General features: G+C 69.7%; 18 protein-coding genes, 1 tRNA gene, 1 pseudogene and 1 riboswitch. Of the genes and pseudogenes, 8 read left to right on the top strand and 12 right to left on the bottom strand.

Features of this window, described 5'->3' with window-relative positions:
- Positions 1-149 precede the first annotated feature (149 nt).
- Positions 150-2,846 (top strand): transglycosylase domain-containing protein, encoded by a 2,697-nt coding sequence (locus ACIBAE_RS04485; protein ID WP_399282303.1) that lies wholly within the window; start codon positions 150-152, stop codon positions 2,844-2,846.
- Between the two features lie 47 nt (positions 2,847-2,893).
- Here ACIBAE_RS04485 and ACIBAE_RS04480 read toward each other — a convergent pair whose 3' ends face one another.
- The 3 genes from ACIBAE_RS04480 to ACIBAE_RS04470 form a co-directional block, all read right to left on the bottom strand.
- A complete protein-coding gene (locus ACIBAE_RS04480; RefSeq protein ID WP_399282302.1) occupies positions 2,894-3,214 on the bottom strand; it encodes a DMT family transporter in 321 nt (106 codons plus the stop codon).
- Positions 3,215-3,246: 32 nt separating this feature from the next.
- Positions 3,247-3,313: riboswitch (guanidine-III (ykkC-III) riboswitch) on the bottom strand.
- A 170-nt stretch (positions 3,314-3,483) separates the two neighbouring features.
- On the bottom strand, positions 3,484-3,786 hold the full coding sequence (locus tag ACIBAE_RS04475) for a GroES family chaperonin (RefSeq protein WP_399282569.1): 303 nt from the start codon (positions 3,784-3,786) through the stop codon (positions 3,484-3,486).
- 146 nt (positions 3,787-3,932) lie between these two features.
- Positions 3,933-4,253 (bottom strand): DUF3618 domain-containing protein, encoded by a 321-nt coding sequence (locus ACIBAE_RS04470; RefSeq protein ID WP_399282301.1) that lies wholly within the window; start codon positions 4,251-4,253, stop codon positions 3,933-3,935.
- A gap of 137 nt (positions 4,254-4,390) precedes the next feature.
- Between ACIBAE_RS04470 and bcp the strand changes: the two genes are divergently transcribed.
- The 5 genes from bcp to ACIBAE_RS04445 all read left to right on the top strand — a co-directional run bounded on the left by bcp (position 4,391) and on the right by ACIBAE_RS04445 (position 8,216).
- Entirely contained in the window at positions 4,391-4,858 is a 468-nt protein-coding gene (gene bcp, locus ACIBAE_RS04465) for a thioredoxin-dependent thiol peroxidase (RefSeq protein ID WP_399282300.1), read from the top strand.
- A 165-nt stretch (positions 4,859-5,023) separates the two neighbouring features.
- Entirely contained in the window at positions 5,024-6,520 is a 1,497-nt protein-coding gene (gene proP, locus ACIBAE_RS04460; RefSeq protein WP_399282299.1) for a glycine betaine/L-proline transporter ProP, read from the top strand.
- A gap of 146 nt (positions 6,521-6,666) precedes the next feature.
- Positions 6,667-7,293: an HNH endonuclease gene (locus ACIBAE_RS04455; RefSeq protein WP_399282298.1), complete on the top strand. Its 627-nt coding sequence runs from the start codon at positions 6,667-6,669 to the stop codon at positions 7,291-7,293.
- Positions 7,290-8,129, top strand: a complete 840-nt coding sequence (locus tag ACIBAE_RS04450) for an HNH endonuclease (RefSeq protein ID WP_399282297.1) — start codon at positions 7,290-7,292, stop codon at positions 8,127-8,129. Before ACIBAE_RS04455 ends, ACIBAE_RS04450 begins: the two co-directional genes overlap by 4 nt.
- Positions 8,130-8,141: 12 nt before the next feature.
- Positions 8,142-8,216, top strand: a tRNA-Leu gene (locus ACIBAE_RS04445).
- Between the two features lie 58 nt (positions 8,217-8,274).
- On the opposite strand, the gene rdgB is transcribed toward ACIBAE_RS04445, so the two are convergent.
- The 3 genes from rdgB to ACIBAE_RS04430 all read right to left on the bottom strand — a co-directional run bounded on the left by rdgB (position 8,275) and on the right by ACIBAE_RS04430 (position 10,212).
- The gene (gene rdgB, locus ACIBAE_RS04440; RefSeq protein WP_399282296.1) at positions 8,275-8,877 is read right to left on the bottom strand and encodes an RdgB/HAM1 family non-canonical purine NTP pyrophosphatase; all 603 of its coding nucleotides are present in this window, start codon (positions 8,875-8,877) and stop codon (positions 8,275-8,277) included.
- A gap of 207 nt (positions 8,878-9,084) precedes the next feature.
- Entirely contained in the window at positions 9,085-9,822 is a 738-nt protein-coding gene (rph, locus tag ACIBAE_RS04435; protein ID WP_399282295.1) for a ribonuclease PH, read from the bottom strand.
- 75 nt (positions 9,823-9,897) lie between these two features.
- Entirely contained in the window at positions 9,898-10,212 is a 315-nt protein-coding gene (locus ACIBAE_RS04430) for a glucose PTS transporter subunit EIIB (protein WP_399282294.1), read from the bottom strand.
- A 197-nt stretch (positions 10,213-10,409) separates the two neighbouring features.
- Between ACIBAE_RS04430 and ACIBAE_RS04425 the strand changes: the two are divergent.
- Positions 10,410-11,660: pseudogene (locus tag ACIBAE_RS04425) on the top strand (PTS transporter subunit EIIC); the annotation flags it as partial.
- 397 nt (positions 11,661-12,057) lie between these two features.
- On the top strand, positions 12,058-13,305 hold the full coding sequence (locus ACIBAE_RS04420; RefSeq protein ID WP_399282293.1) for a PTS transporter subunit EIIC: 1,248 nt from the start codon (positions 12,058-12,060) through the stop codon (positions 13,303-13,305).
- A gap of 164 nt (positions 13,306-13,469) precedes the next feature.
- Here ACIBAE_RS04420 and ACIBAE_RS04415 read toward each other — a convergent pair whose 3' ends face one another.
- The 6 genes from ACIBAE_RS04415 to ACIBAE_RS04390 form a co-directional block, all read right to left on the bottom strand.
- Positions 13,470-14,222 carry an MBL fold metallo-hydrolase gene (locus ACIBAE_RS04415; protein ID WP_399282292.1) on the bottom strand — a complete coding sequence of 251 codons (753 nt, stop codon included), beginning with the start codon at positions 14,220-14,222 and terminating at the stop codon, positions 13,470-13,472.
- A gap of 328 nt (positions 14,223-14,550) precedes the next feature.
- Complete coding sequence (locus ACIBAE_RS04410; protein WP_399282291.1) at positions 14,551-15,501, bottom strand: PLP-dependent cysteine synthase family protein; 951 nt, start codon at positions 15,499-15,501, stop codon at positions 14,551-14,553.
- A complete protein-coding gene (locus tag ACIBAE_RS04405; protein WP_399282290.1) occupies positions 15,501-15,803 on the bottom strand; it encodes a MoaD/ThiS family protein in 303 nt (100 codons plus the stop codon). Before ACIBAE_RS04405 ends, ACIBAE_RS04410 begins: the two co-directional genes overlap by 1 nt.
- Positions 15,804-15,918: 115 nt before the next feature.
- Positions 15,919-16,035: a putative leader peptide gene (locus ACIBAE_RS04400; protein WP_399282289.1), complete on the bottom strand. Its 117-nt coding sequence runs from the start codon at positions 16,033-16,035 to the stop codon at positions 15,919-15,921.
- 69 nt (positions 16,036-16,104) lie between these two features.
- Positions 16,105-16,914, bottom strand: a complete 810-nt coding sequence (locus ACIBAE_RS04395; RefSeq protein WP_399282288.1) for an ABC transporter ATP-binding protein — start codon at positions 16,912-16,914, stop codon at positions 16,105-16,107.
- Positions 16,911-17,951: a FecCD family ABC transporter permease gene (locus tag ACIBAE_RS04390; protein WP_399282287.1), complete on the bottom strand. Its 1,041-nt coding sequence runs from the start codon at positions 17,949-17,951 to the stop codon at positions 16,911-16,913. The genes ACIBAE_RS04395 and ACIBAE_RS04390 overlap by 4 nt, the downstream gene beginning before the upstream one ends.
- Positions 17,952-17,956: the final 5 nt, after the last annotated feature.

The following is a 17,956-nucleotide window of genomic DNA, read 5'->3' as shown; positions in this document are numbered from 1 at the left end:
CCGGGGGTCGGCCGTCGCGACCGAATATCCGGGTGGCGTCTCCTGTCCATCCGCGCCGTGTTTCATGGGACCGCAGCGCGAAACGCCTGATACGACACCGTTATGCCGGGAAGCGAACCACCGGCAGGGGCCGAGGAGTCTTCACACTTATGAGCGACGAGTCACCACAGCAGGGCTGGCCCCCGCGCGATCCCACGGACACCGGCTCCGCACCCGTCCCCCCGGACAAGCACGGCGAGCACAGCCAGCACAGCGCGCAGGACGAGCAGGACGAGCAGGACGAGCAGGACCAGCCGAAGGACGAGCAGGCCAAGAACACGCAGGACACGCAGCACGGGCAGGACACGCAGCACGGGCAGGACACGCAGCTCGGGCAGGACACGCCCACCGCGCCGGACGCCTTCGACGCACAGGGCGACGAAAAGAAGGAGAAGAGGGAGAAGAAGGAGAAGAAAGCCACAAAGGCCGAGCGCCCCAAGCGCACCGGCTGGCGCAGACTCCTCCCCACCTGGCGGATACTCCTCGGCGCGTTCCTGATCTGCGCACTCGTCCTCATCGGCGGCTTCATCACGGGCTACAAACTCGTCGCCATCCCCGCCGCCAACGCCGCCGCCACCGCCCAGTCCAATGTGTACCTCTACGCGGACGGCAGCCAGATCGCACGCGACGGCGAGATCAACCGCGAGAACGTCCGGCTCGCCCAGGTCCCCAAGACCGTCCAGCAGGCCGTACTCGCCGCCGAGGACCGCGACTTCTACAACGAGCCCGCCGTCGACCCGCAGGGCATGGCCCGCGCCGCCTGGAACACCGTCACCGGCAAGGGCACCCAGGGTGGTTCCACCATCACCCAGCAGTACGTGAAGAATTACTATCTCGCCCAGGAACAGACGGTCGTCCGCAAGGCCAAGGAATTCTTCATCGCGATCAAACTCAATCGCGAGGAGAGCAAGGAACAGATCCTTGAGGGGTATCTGAACACCAGTTACTTCGGCCGGAACGCGTACGGTATCCAGGCCGCCGCCCAGGCCTATTACGGCAAGGACATCGAGGACATCAACACCGCCGAGGGCGCCTATCTGTCCTCGCTCCTCAACGCCCCCAGCGAATACGACGTCGTCGTCCACCCCGAGAACAAGCCGGCCGTCCTCGGGCGCTGGAACTACGTTCTCGACGGCATGGTCAAGGAGAAGTGGCTCAGCGGCGCCGACCGGGCCTCGGCGGTCTTCCCCGCCCCCGGCGAGATCAGGTCGTCCAACACCGGGCTCTCCGGACAGCGCGGCTACATCGTCCAGGCCGTCAAGGACTACCTCACCAGCAACAAGATCATCGACGAGAAGCTCCTCGCCACCGGCGGCTACCGCATCACCACCACCCTGCAGCGCAAGAAGCAGGACGCCTTCGGCAAGGCCGTCGAGGACCAGGTCACCTCGCACCTCGACGACGACCGCGCGGCCGACCGCAACGTCCGCGTCGGCGGTGCCTCCATCGACCCCGCGACCGGCCAGGTCGTCGCCATGTACGGCGGCATCGATTACACCCGGCAGTACGTGAACAACGCGACCCGCCGCGATTTCCAGGTCGGCTCCACCTTCAAGCCGTTCGTCTTCGCCGCCGCCGTCGAGAACGGCTCCGAGACCCAGGACGGCCGGCTCATCACCCCGAACACCGTCTACGACGGCGACAATCAGCACCTGGTCGAGGGCCCGAACGGCTCCACCGGCTACGCCCCCTCCAACGAGGACGACGTCGACTACGGTCCCATCACCGTCAGAACCGCCACCGACAAGTCCGTCAACGCCGTCTACGCGCAGATGGCGGAGGACGTCGGCCCGGCCACCGTCCGCGACACCGCCGTCGCCCTCGGCCTGTCCCAGAACACCCCCGACCTGAACGCCTCCCCGTCCATCGCGCTCGGCCCGGCCACCGCGAGCGTCCTGGACATGACGAAGGCGTACGCGACCCTCGCCAACCACGGCAAACACGGCACGTACACCCTGGTCAAGAAGGTCAGCAGGAACGGCACGAAGATCACGCTGCCCCGGCAGAAGGCCGAGCAGGCCATCAGCCGCGAGGCCGCCGACACCACCACAGCCCTGCTGCGGAGCGTCGTCGAGGGCGGCACCGGCACCGCCGCGCAGTCCGCCGGACGGCCCGCCGTCGGCAAGACCGGCACGGCCGAGAAGGACAAGGCGGCCTGGTTCGCCGGCTACACCCCCGACCTGGCCACGGTCGTCGCCGTCATGGGCGCCGACCCGACGACCGCGCGGCAGAAACCGCTGTACGGAGCACTCGGCCTCGTCAGGGTCAACGGAGGCGGACCGCCCGCCCAGATCTGGGGCCAGTACACGGCGGCCGCCCTCAAGGGCACCGACCCGAAGGAATTCGACCTGCGACCGGCGGAGGGCTCGGAAGACGTGGCCACGCCGCAGGAGGAAGAGTCGGACGGACCCGGCGAACCCGAGGGCTCGCAGGAGCCGGACACCCAGGGCACGGCGCAGGGCCAGACTCCCGGACCGAGCGCGGGGCAGACCCAGGGCGCCACGCAGGGACAGAGCCAGGGCCAGACCGGCGGCGGGACCTCGGACGGCGGCCAGAGCCAGCCGCCGTCACCAGGCCAGAACCAGGGGCAGACCGGCGGGCAGACGCAGGGAGGATCCCAGGGCCAGACGGGCGGATCCACCACCGACGGCGGCACCGGCAGCGGCAACGGCGGAGGAAGCGCCGACGGCGGGAAGGCCGACGGGGGCACGGGAAGCAACGCGGGCAACGGAGGGAACGACTCCGGGGGCGCCGCCGACAGCCTGTCCCACGCCCCGGCCACGGGAGCGGAGCCGCCGGCCCCCTGATCCGGCCCCGGCGCCGAGGAACCGGGGCCGCTGACACGGGCCGGCCGTCAGTGACCCGACGTGGCCTTCAGCCCCACCACGGCCACCAGAAGAAGACAGACGAAGAAGATCCGGGCGGCGGTCGCCGGCTCACCCAGCACCACCATGCCGAGCACCGCCGCACCGGCCGCGCCGATCCCGACCCAGACGCCGTACGCCGTACCGATCGGCAGCGTCTTCGCGGCCCGCGACAGCAGCAGCATGCTCGCGATGATCCCCGCACCCGTGAACAGGCTCGGCCAGATCCGGGTGAACCCCTCGCTGTACTTCATCCCGACCGACCAGCCGACCTCAAGGAGACCGGCGACGACAAGCAGAACCCAGGCCATGACGGCACCTCCGGCACGAAACGCGGACAACAGGTGCGTCGTCTTTCCCTCACCCGGTACGGCGCGTCTCGTCGGGGTCCTGCCACGCTAGCAAAAGAGGGCCGGCGGACAACACGCCGGCATCCTGAGGACAGCGAGAAGGCCCGGTGACCAGTGTCACCGGGCCTTCTCGCTGTCCAGGGACCGGGCGGACACCGCCCTGTCCAGGGACCGGGCGGACACCGCCCTGTCCAGGGACCGGGCGGACGCCGCTGCCTTCGCGACACGCCCTAGAGATACAGCCCCGTGGAGTCCTCCGACCCCTCGAACCGGTCCGCCGCGACCGCGTGCAGATCGCGCTCCCGCATCAGGACGTACGCCACCCCGCGCACCTCGACCTCGGCGCGGTCCTCGGGGTCGTACAGTGCCCGGTCGCCCGGCTTCACCGTCCGTACGTTCTGCCCCACGGCCACCACCTCGGCCCAGGCCAGTCGACGGCCGACCGCCGCCGTCGCGGGAATCAGGATGCCGCCGGTCGAACGCCGCTCGCCCTCCGGGACGTCCGTGCTGACCAGCACCCGGTCATGCAGCATCCGGATGGGCAGCTTCTCGCGCGTGCCGTGCGTGCCGTGTTTACCGTGCTCAACCTGGAGGTTCTCGCTCACGCCCCAGAACCTACCGGTCCACGGCCGCGTTCCACGCCACAGGGTCCGGCAGCCCCGACCAGCCGCCGCCGGGATCAGCCCCGGCGCCGCCGTACGGACACCGCGAGCAGCCCGACCACCCCGACCGCGACCAGCGCCACCGGAACCAGACGCTCCAGTCTCGGACCGCCGTCCGGCCCGACGAACTGCGCCCGCACACCGGCCACCGTCCTGTTCACGGCGATGAACGCGCGCCCAGCCGTCTGATCCACACTGGAGACCACCTTGGCCTTCGCATCGCCGACGATCGTCCTCGGATGCACCCGCACGCCGATCTCGTCGAGCGTCTCGGCAAGCTGCCCGCGCCTGCGGACGATGTCCGCCTCGATCTGCGCCGGGGTCCTGGAATCCGACACCGCGCTGCCTCCGTCGTCGTGTCCGGTAATCCTTCGTCACTGATACATGGACAGTCTGTCAGCTCCGCCGCCCCCGCACCCGGCGGCACCCCCGATTACGCTCGGCCACGTACATCCCGACCTCACCGAGGAGAACCATGAGCGAGCGGCTCAAGCCCGGCGACACCGCCCCCGCCTTCACCCTTCCCGACGCGGACGGCAACGACGTATCGCTCGCGGACCACAAGGGGCGCAAGGTCATCGTCTACTTCTACCCGGCGGCGCTCACCCCCGGCTGCACCAAGCAGGCCTGCGACTTCACGGACAACCTCGATCTGCTGGCCGGCGCCGGGTACGACGTCATCGGCGTGTCGCCGGACAAGCCGGAGAAACTCGCCAAGTTCCGCGAGCAGGAGAACCTGAAGGTCACCCTGGTCAGCGACCCGTCGAAGGCCGTCCTGGAGACGTACGGGGCCTTCGGCGAGAAGCAGATGTACGGCAAGACCGTGACCGGCGTGATCCGCTCGACGTTCGTCGTGGACGAGGAGGGCAAGATCGAGCAAGCGCTGTACAACGTGCGGGCCACCGGCCATGTCGCCAAGATCATCAAGGATCTCGGCATCTAGGCCCTGTCCGCCGGACGGAACCTCAGGCGTGCCGCCGGCTGACGCAGCGCTCTGAGGTGACGTAGCGCGCGACCGGAGTCCCACCCGGTGGGACTCCGGTTTGCCACCGCCCTGAGTGGCCAGAAGTTTTCCTTGGACCGCCATCCCCGAGGAAAGGACCCCGCCATGGCCGGCCAGGACTACGACGAGATGGCCGACCCCGCCGCGGTCAAGCGGCACCCCACCCTCTTCCGCACCATCAGAAAACGGAAGAATCCCCGGCTGCGCCGGTCCGACATCACCGTCACCGACGAAGCCGCCGTCAAGCGGGCCGTGAACGCCGCCTCCCTGGGCAACGCCATGGAGTGGTTCGACTTCGGCATCTACAGCTACCTCGCCGTCACCATCGGCCATGTCTTCTTCCCGTCGGGAAACGACACGGTCGAGCTGCTCTCCTCGTTCGCGACCTTCGCCGTCGCCTTCCTCGTCCGGCCGCTCGGCGGCATGATCTTCGGCCCGATGGGTGACCGGATCGGCCGGAAGAAGGTCCTCGCCCTGACGATGATCATGATGGCGGTCGGCACCTTCGCCATCGGCCTGATCCCCTCGTACGCCACGATCGGCTTCTGGGCCCCCGTCCTGCTGATCCTCTTCCGGCTGGTCCAGGGCTTCTCGACGGGCGGGGAGTACGGCGGAGCGTCCACGTTCATCGCCGAGTACGCCCCCGACAAACGCCGCGGCTTCTTCGGCAGCTTCCTGGAATTCGGCACGCTCGCCGGTTACGTGGGAGCGGCGGGCCTGGTCACCGTGCTGACCGCCACGCTCGGCTCGGGCACCATGGAGAACTGGGGCTGGCGCGTCCCGTTCCTGGTCGCGGGCCCGCTCGGCCTGGTCGGCCTCTACCTGCGACTGCGGCTCGACGAGACGCCCGCCTTCCGGAAACTGGAGAAGGAGAACGCGCGCGCCCCGGAGGCGGCGGACCCGGTGGGGGCCGCGACGAAGGACGATCTCGCGAAGATCTTCCGGCGGTACTGGCCGACGCTGATCCTGTGCGTCGCGCTGGTCGGCGCGTACAACATCGCCGACTACATGCTGCTGTCGTACATGCCGACATATCTCTCGGACGAGCTGGGCTACAGCGAGACACACGGTCTGCTCATCCTGCTGGGCGTCATGATCGTGCTGATGCTGATCATCGGCCAGTTCGGCAAACTGAGCGACCACTTCGGCCGCAAGCCCCTGCTGATGGCGGGCATGCTCGGGTTCCTCTTCCTCTCGCTGCCGTCCTTCCTGCTGATCAAACAGGGCGGCATCCCGGCGATCACCCTCGGCATGCTGATGCTGGGCCTGTCCCTGGTCTGCCTGCTCGGCACGATGTCGGCGGCCCTGCCCGCGCTGTTCCCGACGCAGGTCCGGTACGGCTCGCTCTCGGTCGGCTACAACCTCTCGGCGTCCCTCTTCGGCGGCACGACGCCCCTGGTGATCACGGGCCTCATCAGCCTCACGGGCAACAAGCTGATGCCCGCGTACTACGCGATGGCGGCGGCGCTGGTCGGCGTGATCGCGGTGGCCTGCATGAAGGAGACGGCCCGGAAACCACTGGACGGCTCGCCCCCGTCGGTGGAGACGGAACAGGAAGCGGCGGACCTGGTCCTGGCCCGGGCCCCCGAACCGAGGTTCTGACCCGACGCCCCGGAACGGCCCGTCCCCCGCTCACTCCGGCGGGGGACGGGCTGGTCTGTTTTCCGGCTGCGACCATCCGATTTCCCGTTCGTTGCCCAGTGCGACGCCGCGAACGCGCGGCCACAGCGAGCGAAGGGGAACGAACGATGACGCTCAGATACACCCATGCGCTCATGGAAGAGGCGGCGAGAGCGACCGGGAATTACGACGACGCGGTGGAATGGTGCGGAGGCGAACCAACGCCGGGCAGCCGACGGTATCTCCGGGCCAAGATGGCCGAGGCGGGCATAGACACCTCGCATTTCCGGACCAAGTGGGTGCGCCACTCCGACGAAACGCTACGCGAACTGGTCGCACGCTCGGCGAGCGTGGCCGAGGTGGTACGCCGACTCGGAATCAGCCCGGTGGGCGGCAATCAGGCCCACATAGGCCGTCGCATAACCGCGTTGGGAGTCGACACGTCGCACTTCTCCACCACACGGCGGGGGCGGTCGAAAAGAGCGACGAACGACCGTCTGGTCCTGGGCTCACCGTCGGACGGAAGAATTCCCGGCAGCCGGCTGCGCCGCGAACTCCTGAACGCGGGAGTGGACGAGTCGTGCGCGATGTGCGGCACCGGCACGGAGTGGAACGGCAAACCCCTACGACTCGAAGCCGATCACGTCAACGGCGACTGGTGGGACAACCGCCCGGAGAACCTCCGCCTCCTCTGCCCCAACTGCCATGCGGTAACCGATACTTACCGAGGACGGAAGCGGCGGGTAACCACGTGAGCGTCCAGAAGTACCCCCGCGACCTGCTGATCCGCACGGCCGCCCGAGCCACGAGCCTCGTCGATCTCATGCGTCTGCTTGGCGCCCCGCTCGGCAGTGGCCCCTGTCGGTATCTGCGCAACCGACTGGTCTTCTACGGCATCGACACGGCCCACTTCGTCGACGAGCGACTGCCGGCGCGCAGCCCTGAGTCCTACCCACGGGAGCGCCTCGAAGAAGCCGCAGCTCATTCGACCAGCATCAGAGGGATGCTGGAACACATGGGCGTCGCGCCTTACGACAGTGCCTACGGCCATCTCCGGCGAAAGCTCGACCGGTTCGGTATCGACACCGCTCATTTCACGGGGCGGCGCGGGAATGGCACTCGGCCGCTGATTCCCCGCGCCGAACTCGTTCCCGCCGTAGCCGCGTCGCGCAGCCTGGCGGAAGTGATAAGGGTGTTGGGGCGCCCCAGCGGTGGCTCGGGCCGCACCCTCCTGAAAAGGAGCATCGAGGCGTACGGCATCGATGTGGGCCACTTCGCCGGGCAGGGGCACGGGGCGGGCCGCCCCTCGCCGTCCCGCAGGACGGCGGATCACATCCTCCAGCGCCGGGAGACCGGTTCCCCGCGAGCGAAGACGGCCTTGCTGCGCCGGGCCATGGACGACGTGGGGGTGCCCCGCACCTGTGCCGCATGCGGTCTCAACGACACCTGGCAAGGCCGGAGACTCGTCCTGGAGATCGACCACATCAACGGCGACCGGCTGGACAACCGGATCGAGAACCTGCGCTACCTGTGCCCCTCGTGCCACAGCCAGACAGTCACGTTCTCGAACCGTCGTGGCGGAGCACAGTAAGCTGCACGCTGCGGGTCCGTACCCCAGCTGGCCAGAGGGCGCCGGTTTAGGTCCGGTGTGTCGTGGGTTCGAATCCCACCGGGCCCACAGCGAAAGGGCGCGGAACCTGAAGAGGGCTCCGCGCCCTTCGACGTACGGGAGCGCCTCAGCCCAGCAGCTCGCGCATCACCGGGATCAGTGCGCGAAACGCCTGGCCGCGGTGGCTGATCGCGTTCTTCTCCGGCGCCGACAGCTCCGCGCAGGTGCGCGTCTCGCCCTCCGGCTGCAGGATCGGGTCGTAGCCGAAGCCTCCCGTGCCGGTGGGGGTGGTGCGCAGGGTGCCCAGGAGGCGGCCTTCGACGACGCGTTCCGTGCCGTCGGGGAGGGCGAGGGCCGCCGCGCAGGCGAAGTGGGCGCCCCGGTGGGGCGGGGCGATGTCGGCGAGTTGGGCCAGCAGCAGGTTCAGGTTCGCCGTGTCGTCGCCGTGGGTGCCGGACCAGCGGGCGGAGAAGATGCCGGGGGCGCCGCCGAGGACGTCGACGCAGAGGCCGGAGTCGTCGGCGACGGCGGGGAGGCCGGTGGCGGCGGCGAGGGCGTGGGCCTTGAGGAGGGCGTTCTCGGCGAAGGTGACGCCGGTTTCCTTGACGTCGGGAATGTCCGGGTAGGCGTCCGCGCCGACGAGGTCGTGGGGCAGGCCGGCGTCGGCGAGGATGGCCGTGAGTTCGGTGAGCTTCCCGGCGTTGCGGGTGGCGAGGATCAGGCGGGTCATGCCCCCCAGTATCGGTGCCGCGGGTACCGGTGCCGCCGGTGCGGTGCCCCGCCGGTGCGGGCGCGGGACGGGGTCGGGGATCATGCGGTCCGGGGTCGCCGCCGGGAAGCGTACGGGCACGCGGTCGCGCCGTGTGCCCGTACGGACCGTACGGACCGGAACCGGCGCCCTGGCCGGACAGCGGCCGGGGCCGGAGCCGGAGGGGCCTTACTTCGTCAGGGTTTCTTCGAGCGCGGTGCGCTGGAGGGCGGCGAGGTCGACGCAGCCGGCGGTGGCGAGGTCGAGCAGCGCGTTCAGTTCCTTGCGGTCGAAGGGCTCGGCCTCCGCTGTGCCCTGGACCTCGACGAAGCGGCCGTCTCCGGTGCAGACGACGTTCATGTCGGTTTCGGCGCGGACGTCTTCCTCGTAGCAGAGGTCGAGGAGGGGGGCGCCGTCGACGATGCCGACGCTGACGGCGGCGACGGTGCCGGTGAGCGGGCGGCGGCCGGCCTTGACGATCTTCTTGCCCTGGGCCCAGGCGACGGCGTCGGCGAGGGCGACGTACGCGCCGGTGATGGCGGCGGTGCGGGTGCCGCCGTCGGCCTGGAGGACGTCGCAGTCGAGGACGATGGTGTTCTCGCCGAGGGCCTTGTAGTCGATGACGGCGCGCAGGGAGCGGCCGATGAGGCGGCTGATCTCGTGGGTGCGGCCGCCGATCTTGCCGCGTACGGATTCGCGGTCGCCGCGGGTGTTGGTGGAGCGGGGCAGCATCGAGTATTCGGCGGTGACCCAGCCTTCGCCGCTTCCCTTGCGCCAGCGGGGGACGCCTTCGGTGACGGAGGCGGTGCAGAAGACTTTGGTGTCGCCGAAGGAGATGAGGACAGAGCCTTCGGCGTGCTTGCTCCATCCTCGTTCGATGGTGACGGGGCGGAGCTGTTCGGGGGTGCGGCCGTCGATTCGAGACATGGGTGTGAGCCTATCGGGACATGGGTGAGGGACCCGTTCCGGTGGTGCGGAGCGGGTCCCTCGGGGTGGTTCAGTTCACATCATGTCTTCGATGTCGGCGGCGATGGGGTCCGCGTCGGTGCCGACGACGACCTGGATCGCGGTGCCCATCTTGACGACGCCGTGGGCTCCGGCGGCCTTCAGAGCGGCCTCGTCCACCAGGGAGGGGTCCACGACCTCGGTGCGGAGGCGGGTGATGCAGCCTTCGACCTCTTCGATGTTGTCGAGCCCGCCGAGCCCGGCGACGATCTTCTCAGCCTTGGTGGCCATGTCTTTCTCCCTGACTCTTGAAACGCTGTCTTCTGGCCCAGCTCCGGCCCGTTTTGCCACGGTAACGCACGGTTGGACCATCCTCAGGGGCGGGCAATCGGCGCGTATTCCATGATGACGATCACCGGTCCTTGCTGAAGCCGGGCCCGGGGAGCGTACCGCAACTGGTCTACACCAGTTCCGAACAGCTTTCAGACCTGTCTTGTTCCACGACGGGATCCACGACGGGATCCACAACCGGATCCACGACCGGATTCCACGGCAGGAGGAGGACGCCGATGAGCGCCGACATCGCCGGGGCGCCGGGGCGGCGGCCGGCGCCGCCGGGGAAGTGGCGGAACGGGCTGTTCCAGGGGCTGCAGAAGATCGGCCGCAGTCTCCAGCTCCCGGTGGCGGTCCTGCCGGCCGCGGGTCTGCTGGTCAGCCTGGGCAACCTCTGTGCCGCGTATCAGCACGGCGCCTTCTGGGAGCGGACGGGGAAGGTGCTCGGCCTCGGCGGCGGCGCCATCCTCGACGGCGCGTTCGGTCTTCCGCTGCTCTTCTGCGTCGGAGTGGCGATCGGCTTCGCCAGGAAGGCCGACGGTTCGACGGCGCTCGCCGCGGTGGTCGGCTTCCTCGTCTACCACAGCGTCCTGGGCGCTTTCCCGGTCGGCGGCTCGGTGACGAAGGCGACACCCGATGGCGTGCCGCAGAATCCGGGCGTGCTCGGCGGCATCCTGATCGGGCTGCTCACGGCGGTCGTCTGGCAGCGCTTCCATCGCACGAGGCTGGTGGACTGGCTCGGTTTCTTCAACGGGCGGCGCCTGGTGCCGATCCTGATGGCGTTCATCTGCGTCGTCCTCGGTGTGCTGTTCGGACTGCTGTGGGGGCCGGTGGGGGACGCGCTGACCTCGTTCGCCCGGCGGTTGATCGGTCTGGGCGCCTGGGGCGCGGGCGTCTTCGGCGTGGCGAACCGGCTGCTCATCCCCGTCGGCATGCACCAGTTCCTGAACACCTTCTTCTGGTTCCAGGCGGGCGATCGGACGGGGCCGGAAGGAACGGTGATCCAGGGGGATCTGACCAGGTTCTTCGCGGGGGATCCGTCGGCGGGGCAGTTCATGTCGGGCTTCTTCCCGATCATGATGTTCGGTCTTCCGGCGGCGGCGCTCGCCATCGCGCACTGTGCCCGCCCCGAGCACCGCAAAAGGGTCATGGGGCTGATGGTCTCGGTCGCGCTGACCTCGTTCGTGACGGGGGTGACCGAGCCGCTGGAGTTCTCGTTCATGTTCGCGGCGCCGCTGCTGTACGGCGTGCACGCACTGCTGACGGGTGTGTCGATGGCGGTCACCTGGGCACTGGGGGTGCGTGCGGGCTTCAGCTTCTCGGCGGGGCTGATCGACTATGTCGTGAACTGGCATCTGGACTCGGAGCCGTGGCTGATCATTCCGATCGGACTGTGCTTCGCGGTCGTGTACTACGTGGTCTTCCGTCTCGCGATCACGGCGTTCGATCTCCCGACGCCGGGGCGCGGACCGGACGAGTCCCCGGAGCGGGAGTCCCCGGAGCGGGCGGGTCCCGAGCGGGCGGGCCCGGCGGAAGGTCTGGCAGAAGGCCCGGAGGGCCGGCGGGCGGAGGACCCGGAGGGGCCCACGGAGGAGAACGAGCGGCGGAATACCCCGGTTCAGCCAGGCGGTTGATGCCTTTTGTCCGAGGTCGGCCGCTTGGACACGGGCCCCCGAATCAAGATTCGGGGGCATTTTGTCTGACTTGAGCCACTATGACCGATGACACAGCTTTCGCGGGTTCCTTATCCGATCCCTACCGTGTTACAACTGGTCTACACCATCAAAGGTGTAGACCACGCGGCTGTGCGTCCGCGTTCCCGCGACGTCGCCGTCCACCCTCTATCGGTCCTCCGGCGGCGCTTCGTGCTCCATGGAGGATGTAATGAGTACGTCTACCGCTCAGGCGGCCCCCGCGAAGAAGCGGGGATCCGGCCTGATCCAGGGCTTGCAGAAGGTCGGTCGCAGCCTGCAGCTGCCGATCGCCGTGCTGCCGGCCGCGGGCATTCTGCTCCGTCTCGGCCAGCCCGATGTGTTCGGCGACGACGGCCTCGGATGGCACAAGGTCGCCTCCGTCTTCGCCACCGCGGGTGGCGCGGTCTTCGACAACCTGCCGATGCTCTTCGCCATCGGCGTCGCCATCGGCTTCGCGAAGAAGTCCGACGGCTCGACCGCTCTCGCCGCGCTGGTGGGTTACCTGGTCTACAGCAACGTGCTGAAGGCGTTCCCGGTCACCGACGCCATCGTCGGCCCCGGTGCGGACACCCCCGCGACATACAACAACCCCGGTGTCCTCGGCGGCATCATCATGGGTCTGCTGTCCGCGGTCCTGTGGCAGCGCTTCCATCGCAAGAAGCTGGTCGACTGGCTGGGCTTCTTCAACGGCCGCCGCCTCGTCCCGATCATCATGGCCTTCGTCGGCGTGATCATGGGTGTCATCTTCGGCCTGATCTGGGAGCCGATCGGTAACGTCATCTCCGACTTCGGTACGTGGATGACCGGCCTGGGCGCTGTCGGCGCCGGCATCTTCGGTCTGATCAACCGCGCGCTGATCCCGATCGGCATGCACCAGTTCGTGAACTCCGTCGCCTGGTTCCAGATAGGTGACTTCAAGAACGCCGCCGGCGATGTCGTCCACGGCGACCTGACCCGCTTCTTCGCGAACGACCCGACCGCCGGTCAGTTCATGTCGGGCTTCTTCCCGATCATGATGTTCGGCCTCCCGGCCGCGGCCATCGCCATCGCGCACACCGCCCGCCCCGAGCGCCGCAAGGCCGTGATGGGCATGATGGTCTCGCTGGCCCTGACGTCCTTCGTCACCGGTGTGACCGAGCCCATCGAGTTCTCGTTCATGTTCATCGCCCCGGTGCTGTACGCGGTCCACGCCGTCCTCACCGCCCTGTCCATGGCGATCACCTGGGCGCTCGGCGTGCATACCGGATTCACCTTCTCCGCGGGCTTGCTCGACTACGCGCTGAACTGGAACCTCTCGACGAGACCGTGGCTGATCATTCCGATAGGCGTGGTCTTCGCGGCCATCTACTACGTGGTGTTCCGCTACGCGATCGTCAAGTTCAACCTCACCACCCCGGGCCGGGAGCCCGAGGAGGAGATCGAGGACCTGACCAAGTAAGCGCCGGACCCGGACGCCTCCGGCGTCCCCGTACGGACGAAGCCCCCGCCTCTGCGATCAGAGGCGGGGGCTTCGCGCATGGCCCGACCACCGGTCAGGCCATGCGGGACGTGGCCGGTCAGGCCGTCCGGGACGCGGCAGGTCAGGCCGTGCGGGACGGCGGGTCAGACCTGGTAGACCGCGCCGGGTACGGCCAGTTCCGACGGTCCCCGGTACACCGCGCGGGCGTCCGACAGATTCCGCTCGGCGTCCGTCCAGGGCGGGATGTGCGTGAGGACGAGCCTGCGCGCGCGGGCCCGCGCGGCGTGGGCACCGGCTTCCCGGCCGTTGAGATGCAGGTCGGGGATGTCTTCCTTGCCGTAGGTGAAGGCGGCTTCGCAGAGGAAGAGATCGGTGTCCTCGGCGAGCTCGACCAGCGGCTCGCACACTCCGGTGTCGCCGGAGTAGGTGAGCGAGCGGCCTTCGTGCTCGATCCGGATGGCGAAGGTCTCGACGGGGTGGGCGACCTTCTCCGTACGGACCTGGAAGGGGCCGATGTCGAAGGAGCCCGGCTTGAGCGTGTGGAAGTCGAAGACCTCGGCCATCGACCTCTCCGTCGGGGTGTCCGCGTAGGCGGTGGTGAGCCGCTGCTCGGTGCCTTCGGGTCCGTAGACCGGGAGGGCACCGCAGCGGCCGCCGTCGAAGCGGTAGTAGCGGGCGACGAAGTACCCGCACATGTCGATGCAGTGATCCGCGTGGAGGTGGCTGAGGAAGATGGCGTCAAGGTCGTAGAGACCGATATGGCGCTGCAGCTCGCCGAGGGCGCCGTTACCCATGTCGAGGAGCAGCCTGAAGTCGTCGGCCTCTACGAGGTAGCTGGAGCAGGCGGATCCCGCGGAGGGGAACGAGCCCGAGCAGCCGACGACGGTGAGCTTCATGGAGCGTGAACCTCCGTGGCGTGGAAGGGGGGCGACGGGGGTCGTGCGGTTCGTCGAGCGTAAAGCGCGAAACGCCTGGTCGCTCCTCCGCGGTAGCCCCATGTGTGCGAACTCACCTGCTCTGTCACCGGTTCGGATGGACGTCGGCCGGTGGGCGTGGCGCGGCGCGGCGCCCGGGAGCCCCGATGCGGTGCGACAACCCAGGAGCCCCCGGCGCCCCACCCGGTTCGGGTGGGGCGCCGGGGGCTCCTGGTACGGGGGTCGCGCCACGGGGGGTACGCGACGGGTGGCGCGTGGTGCCGGGGCTACGCCCAGGGCTGGCCCGGGGCTACGCCCAGAGCTGGCCGTGCAGCGTTTCGATGGCCTCTTCCGTGGTGGCGGCCGTGTAAACGCCCGTGGAGAGGTATTTCCAGCCGCCGTCCGCGACGACGAAGACGATGTCGGCGCTCTCACCGGCCGTGACCGCCTTCCTGCCCACACCGATCGCGGCGTGCAGTGCCGCACCGGTGGAGACGCCCGCGAAGATGCCCTCCTGCTGGAGGAGTTCGCGGGTGCGGGTGACCGCGTCGGCGGAGCCGACGGAGAAGCGGGTGGTCAGGACGGAGGCGTCGTACAGCTCGGGGACGAAGCCCTCGTCGAGGTTGCGCAGGCCGTAGACCAGGTCGTCGTAGCGCGGCTCGGCGGCGACGATCTTGATGTCGGGCTTCTGTTCGCGCAGGAAGCGGCCGACGCCCATCAGGGTGCCCGTGGTGCCGAGGCCCGCCACGAAGTGGGTGACGGAGGGCAGGTCGGCGAGGATCTCCGGGCCGGTGGTGGCGTAGTGGGCGCCCGCGTTGTCGGGGTTCCCGTACTGGTAGAGCATCACCCAGGAGGGGTTCTCGGCCGCCAGTTCCTTGGCGACCCGTACGGCCGTGTTGGAGCCGCCCGCCGCCGGGGAGAAGACGATCTCCGCGCCCCACATGGCGAGCAGGTCGCGGCGCTCCTGTGAGGTGTTCTCGGGCATGACGCAGACGATGCGGTAGCCCTTGAGCTTGGCCGCCATGGCGAGCGAGATGCCGGTGTTTCCGCTGGTGGGCTCCAGGATCGTGCAGCCGGGGGTGAGCCGTCCGTCCTTCTCGGCCTGTTCGACCATGTGGAGGGCGGGGCGGTCCTTGACCGAGCCGGTCGGGTTGCGGTCCTCCAGCTTGGCCCAGATCCGGACGTCGTCCGAGGGGGACAGCCTGGGCAGCCGGACCAGGGGCGTGTTGCCGACCGCCGCCAGCGGGGAGTCGTACCGCATCAGGCGGGGTGCGCCGCGAGGGCGCCGCCTGCCACGGCCGGGAGGATGGTGACGCTGTCGCCGTCGGCGAGCTTGGTGGAGATGCCGTCGAGGAAGCGGACGTCCTCGTCGTTGAGGTAGACGTTCACGAAGCGGCGGAGCTGGTCGCCCTTGGCGGGGTCGAGGAGGCGCTCCCGGATGCCGGCGTGGCGGGTCTCCAGGTCGGCGAAGAGCTCGGAGATGGTGTCGCCGGCGCCCTCGACGGCCTTGGCGCCGCCGGTGTAGGTGCGGAGGATGGTCGGGATGCGGACCTCGATGGCCATGGCGTGGGCTCCTGTCGGGAAGTGGCGTGGCGGGCGGTGGCGTGGCGGGCGCGCGGCGCGTGCCCCCGCGCGGGTGGGTGGTGCGTATGCGGGTGGCTGCGCTCGGGGGCGTCGCTCAGCCTGCGGCGCTGTCGGGACAGATGGCGCTGGCGAGGCGGCACAGGTCGACGTGCAGCCGCGCCACGAGCAGGGGGCTGCTCGGCGTCGGGTCGCTCACGTCGTGGGGAACCATGCGGTCATCGTATCGATTCCCGGTCGGCGTCCCGATAGGTGATCTCGCGTGCTGGACGCAGGGTGTTCGTCAGGTGGACGGCGGGAGGTAGACGACGGTGCGGGCGCCGGTGACGGGGTGGGTGCTGACCTCGGCCGTCACCCCGTAGACGGTCGCGAGCAGCTCGGGCGTGAGGACGTCGTGCGGGGTGCCGGAGGCGACGATCCGGCCGGCCTGGAGGACGTAGATCCGGTCGCAGTAGTACGCGGCGAGGTTCAGGTCGTGCAGGGCGAGCAGGTTGGTGGTCCCTGCTCGCTTGATCAGGGTGAGGATGTCGAGCTGGTAGCGGATGTCGAGGTGGTTGGTCGGTTCGTCGAGGACGAGCAGGGACGGCTGCTGGACCAGGGCGCGGGCGACGAGGGCGCGCTGGCGTTCGCCGCCGGACAGGGAGGGGAAGGCGCGGGTGGCGAGGGCGGCGATGCCGACGCGTTCGAGGGCGGCGTCGGCGAGGGCGGTGTCGGCCGCCGTGTCGGCTTCCCAGAAGCGTTTGTGCGGGGAGCGGCCCATGGCGACGACGTCGCGGACGGTCAGTTCGAAGTCGCTCTGCCCGTCCTGGGGGACGGTGGCGACGCGCCGGGCCCGGGCCTTGGGGGTCATGGTGTGCAGGTCGTCGCCGTCGAGCAGGGCGCGGCCGTGGCTGGGGCGCAGGGTGCCGTAGACGCAGCGCAGCAGGGTGGTCTTGCCGCTGCCGTTGGGGCCGACGAGTCCGACGGTCTCGCCGGGGGCGGCGGTGAGGTCGGCGGCGTCGACGAGGTGGCGGCCGCCGGCGCCGTAGGACAGTCCCTCGATGCGGAGTCCGGCGGCCGGGGTGGTCGCCGGTGCGGTCACGGGGGTGGTCATACGGGGGTTCCTTCCGGGCGGCGGCGCATCAGCCACAGGAAGAGGGGTCCGCCGGTGAGGGCGGTGAGGACGCCGACGGGGATGTCCTGGGGTGCGGCGACGGTACGGGCGGCGAGGTCGGCGGCGACCAGGACGACGGCTCCGCCGAGCGCGGCGACGGGCAGCAGGGCGCGGTGGGTGGCGCCGACGGCCATGCGCGCGGCGTGCGGGACGAGGAGTCCGATGAAGCCGACGGCGCCGCTGGCGGCGACCATCACCCCGGTGACCAGGGAGGCGAGGACGAAGACGGCGGCGCGGAAGCGTGCGGTGTCGAGGCCGAGGACGGTGGCGCCCTCCTCCCCCACGAGCAGCAGGTCGAGTGGTCTGGCGAGCGTCATGAGCAGCGCGATCCCGGCGGCGAGGACGACGGCGGGCAGGAGGAGCGTGCCCCAGCGGGCGCTGCCGAGGCCGCCGAGCGACCAGTAGAGCGCTTCCTGGAAGTGTTCGGGCCGGGCGGAGACGACCAGGACGAGGGTGGTGAGGGCGGAGAGGATGTACGAGACGGCGACCCCGGCGAGGAGGAGCCGGCCGCCGGTCATGGTGGGGCCCTGCCGGGCCAGTGCGTACACCAGGACCAGGGCGAGGAGTGAGCCGGCGAAGGCGGCGGCGGGCATGGCGACGGTGGTGGTGATCCCGCCGCCGATGCCGAGGACGAGGACGAGGACGGCTCCGGCGGAGGCGCCGGAGGAGATCCCGAGCAGGAAGGGGTCGGCGAGCCGGTTGCGTACGAGGGCCTGGAGGACGGTGCCGACGACGGCGAGCCCGGCGCCGACGATCGCGCCGAGGAGGACGCGCGGCAGCCGTACGTCGAGCACGATGGTGCGGAAGGGGCTCGGTTCGGCGCCGCCGGTCAGGATGGTGAGCACCTGGCCGGGCGGGATGCGTACGGAGCCGAGGGCGAGGCCCGCCACGACGGCCGCGGCGAGCGCGGCGGCGAGGCAGGCCAGCACCAGGGTGTAGCGCAGCCGCCCGGGGCCGGGCGGGGTGTGGCAGGTCACGGCGG

This window comes from Streptomyces sp. NPDC051569, from assembly GCF_044454085.1.
Lineage (GTDB): Bacteria > Actinomycetota > Actinomycetes > Streptomycetales > Streptomycetaceae > Streptomyces.
Note: the sequence above shows the minus strand (reverse complement) of the source record. Positions and strands in the feature narration are given on the sequence as shown.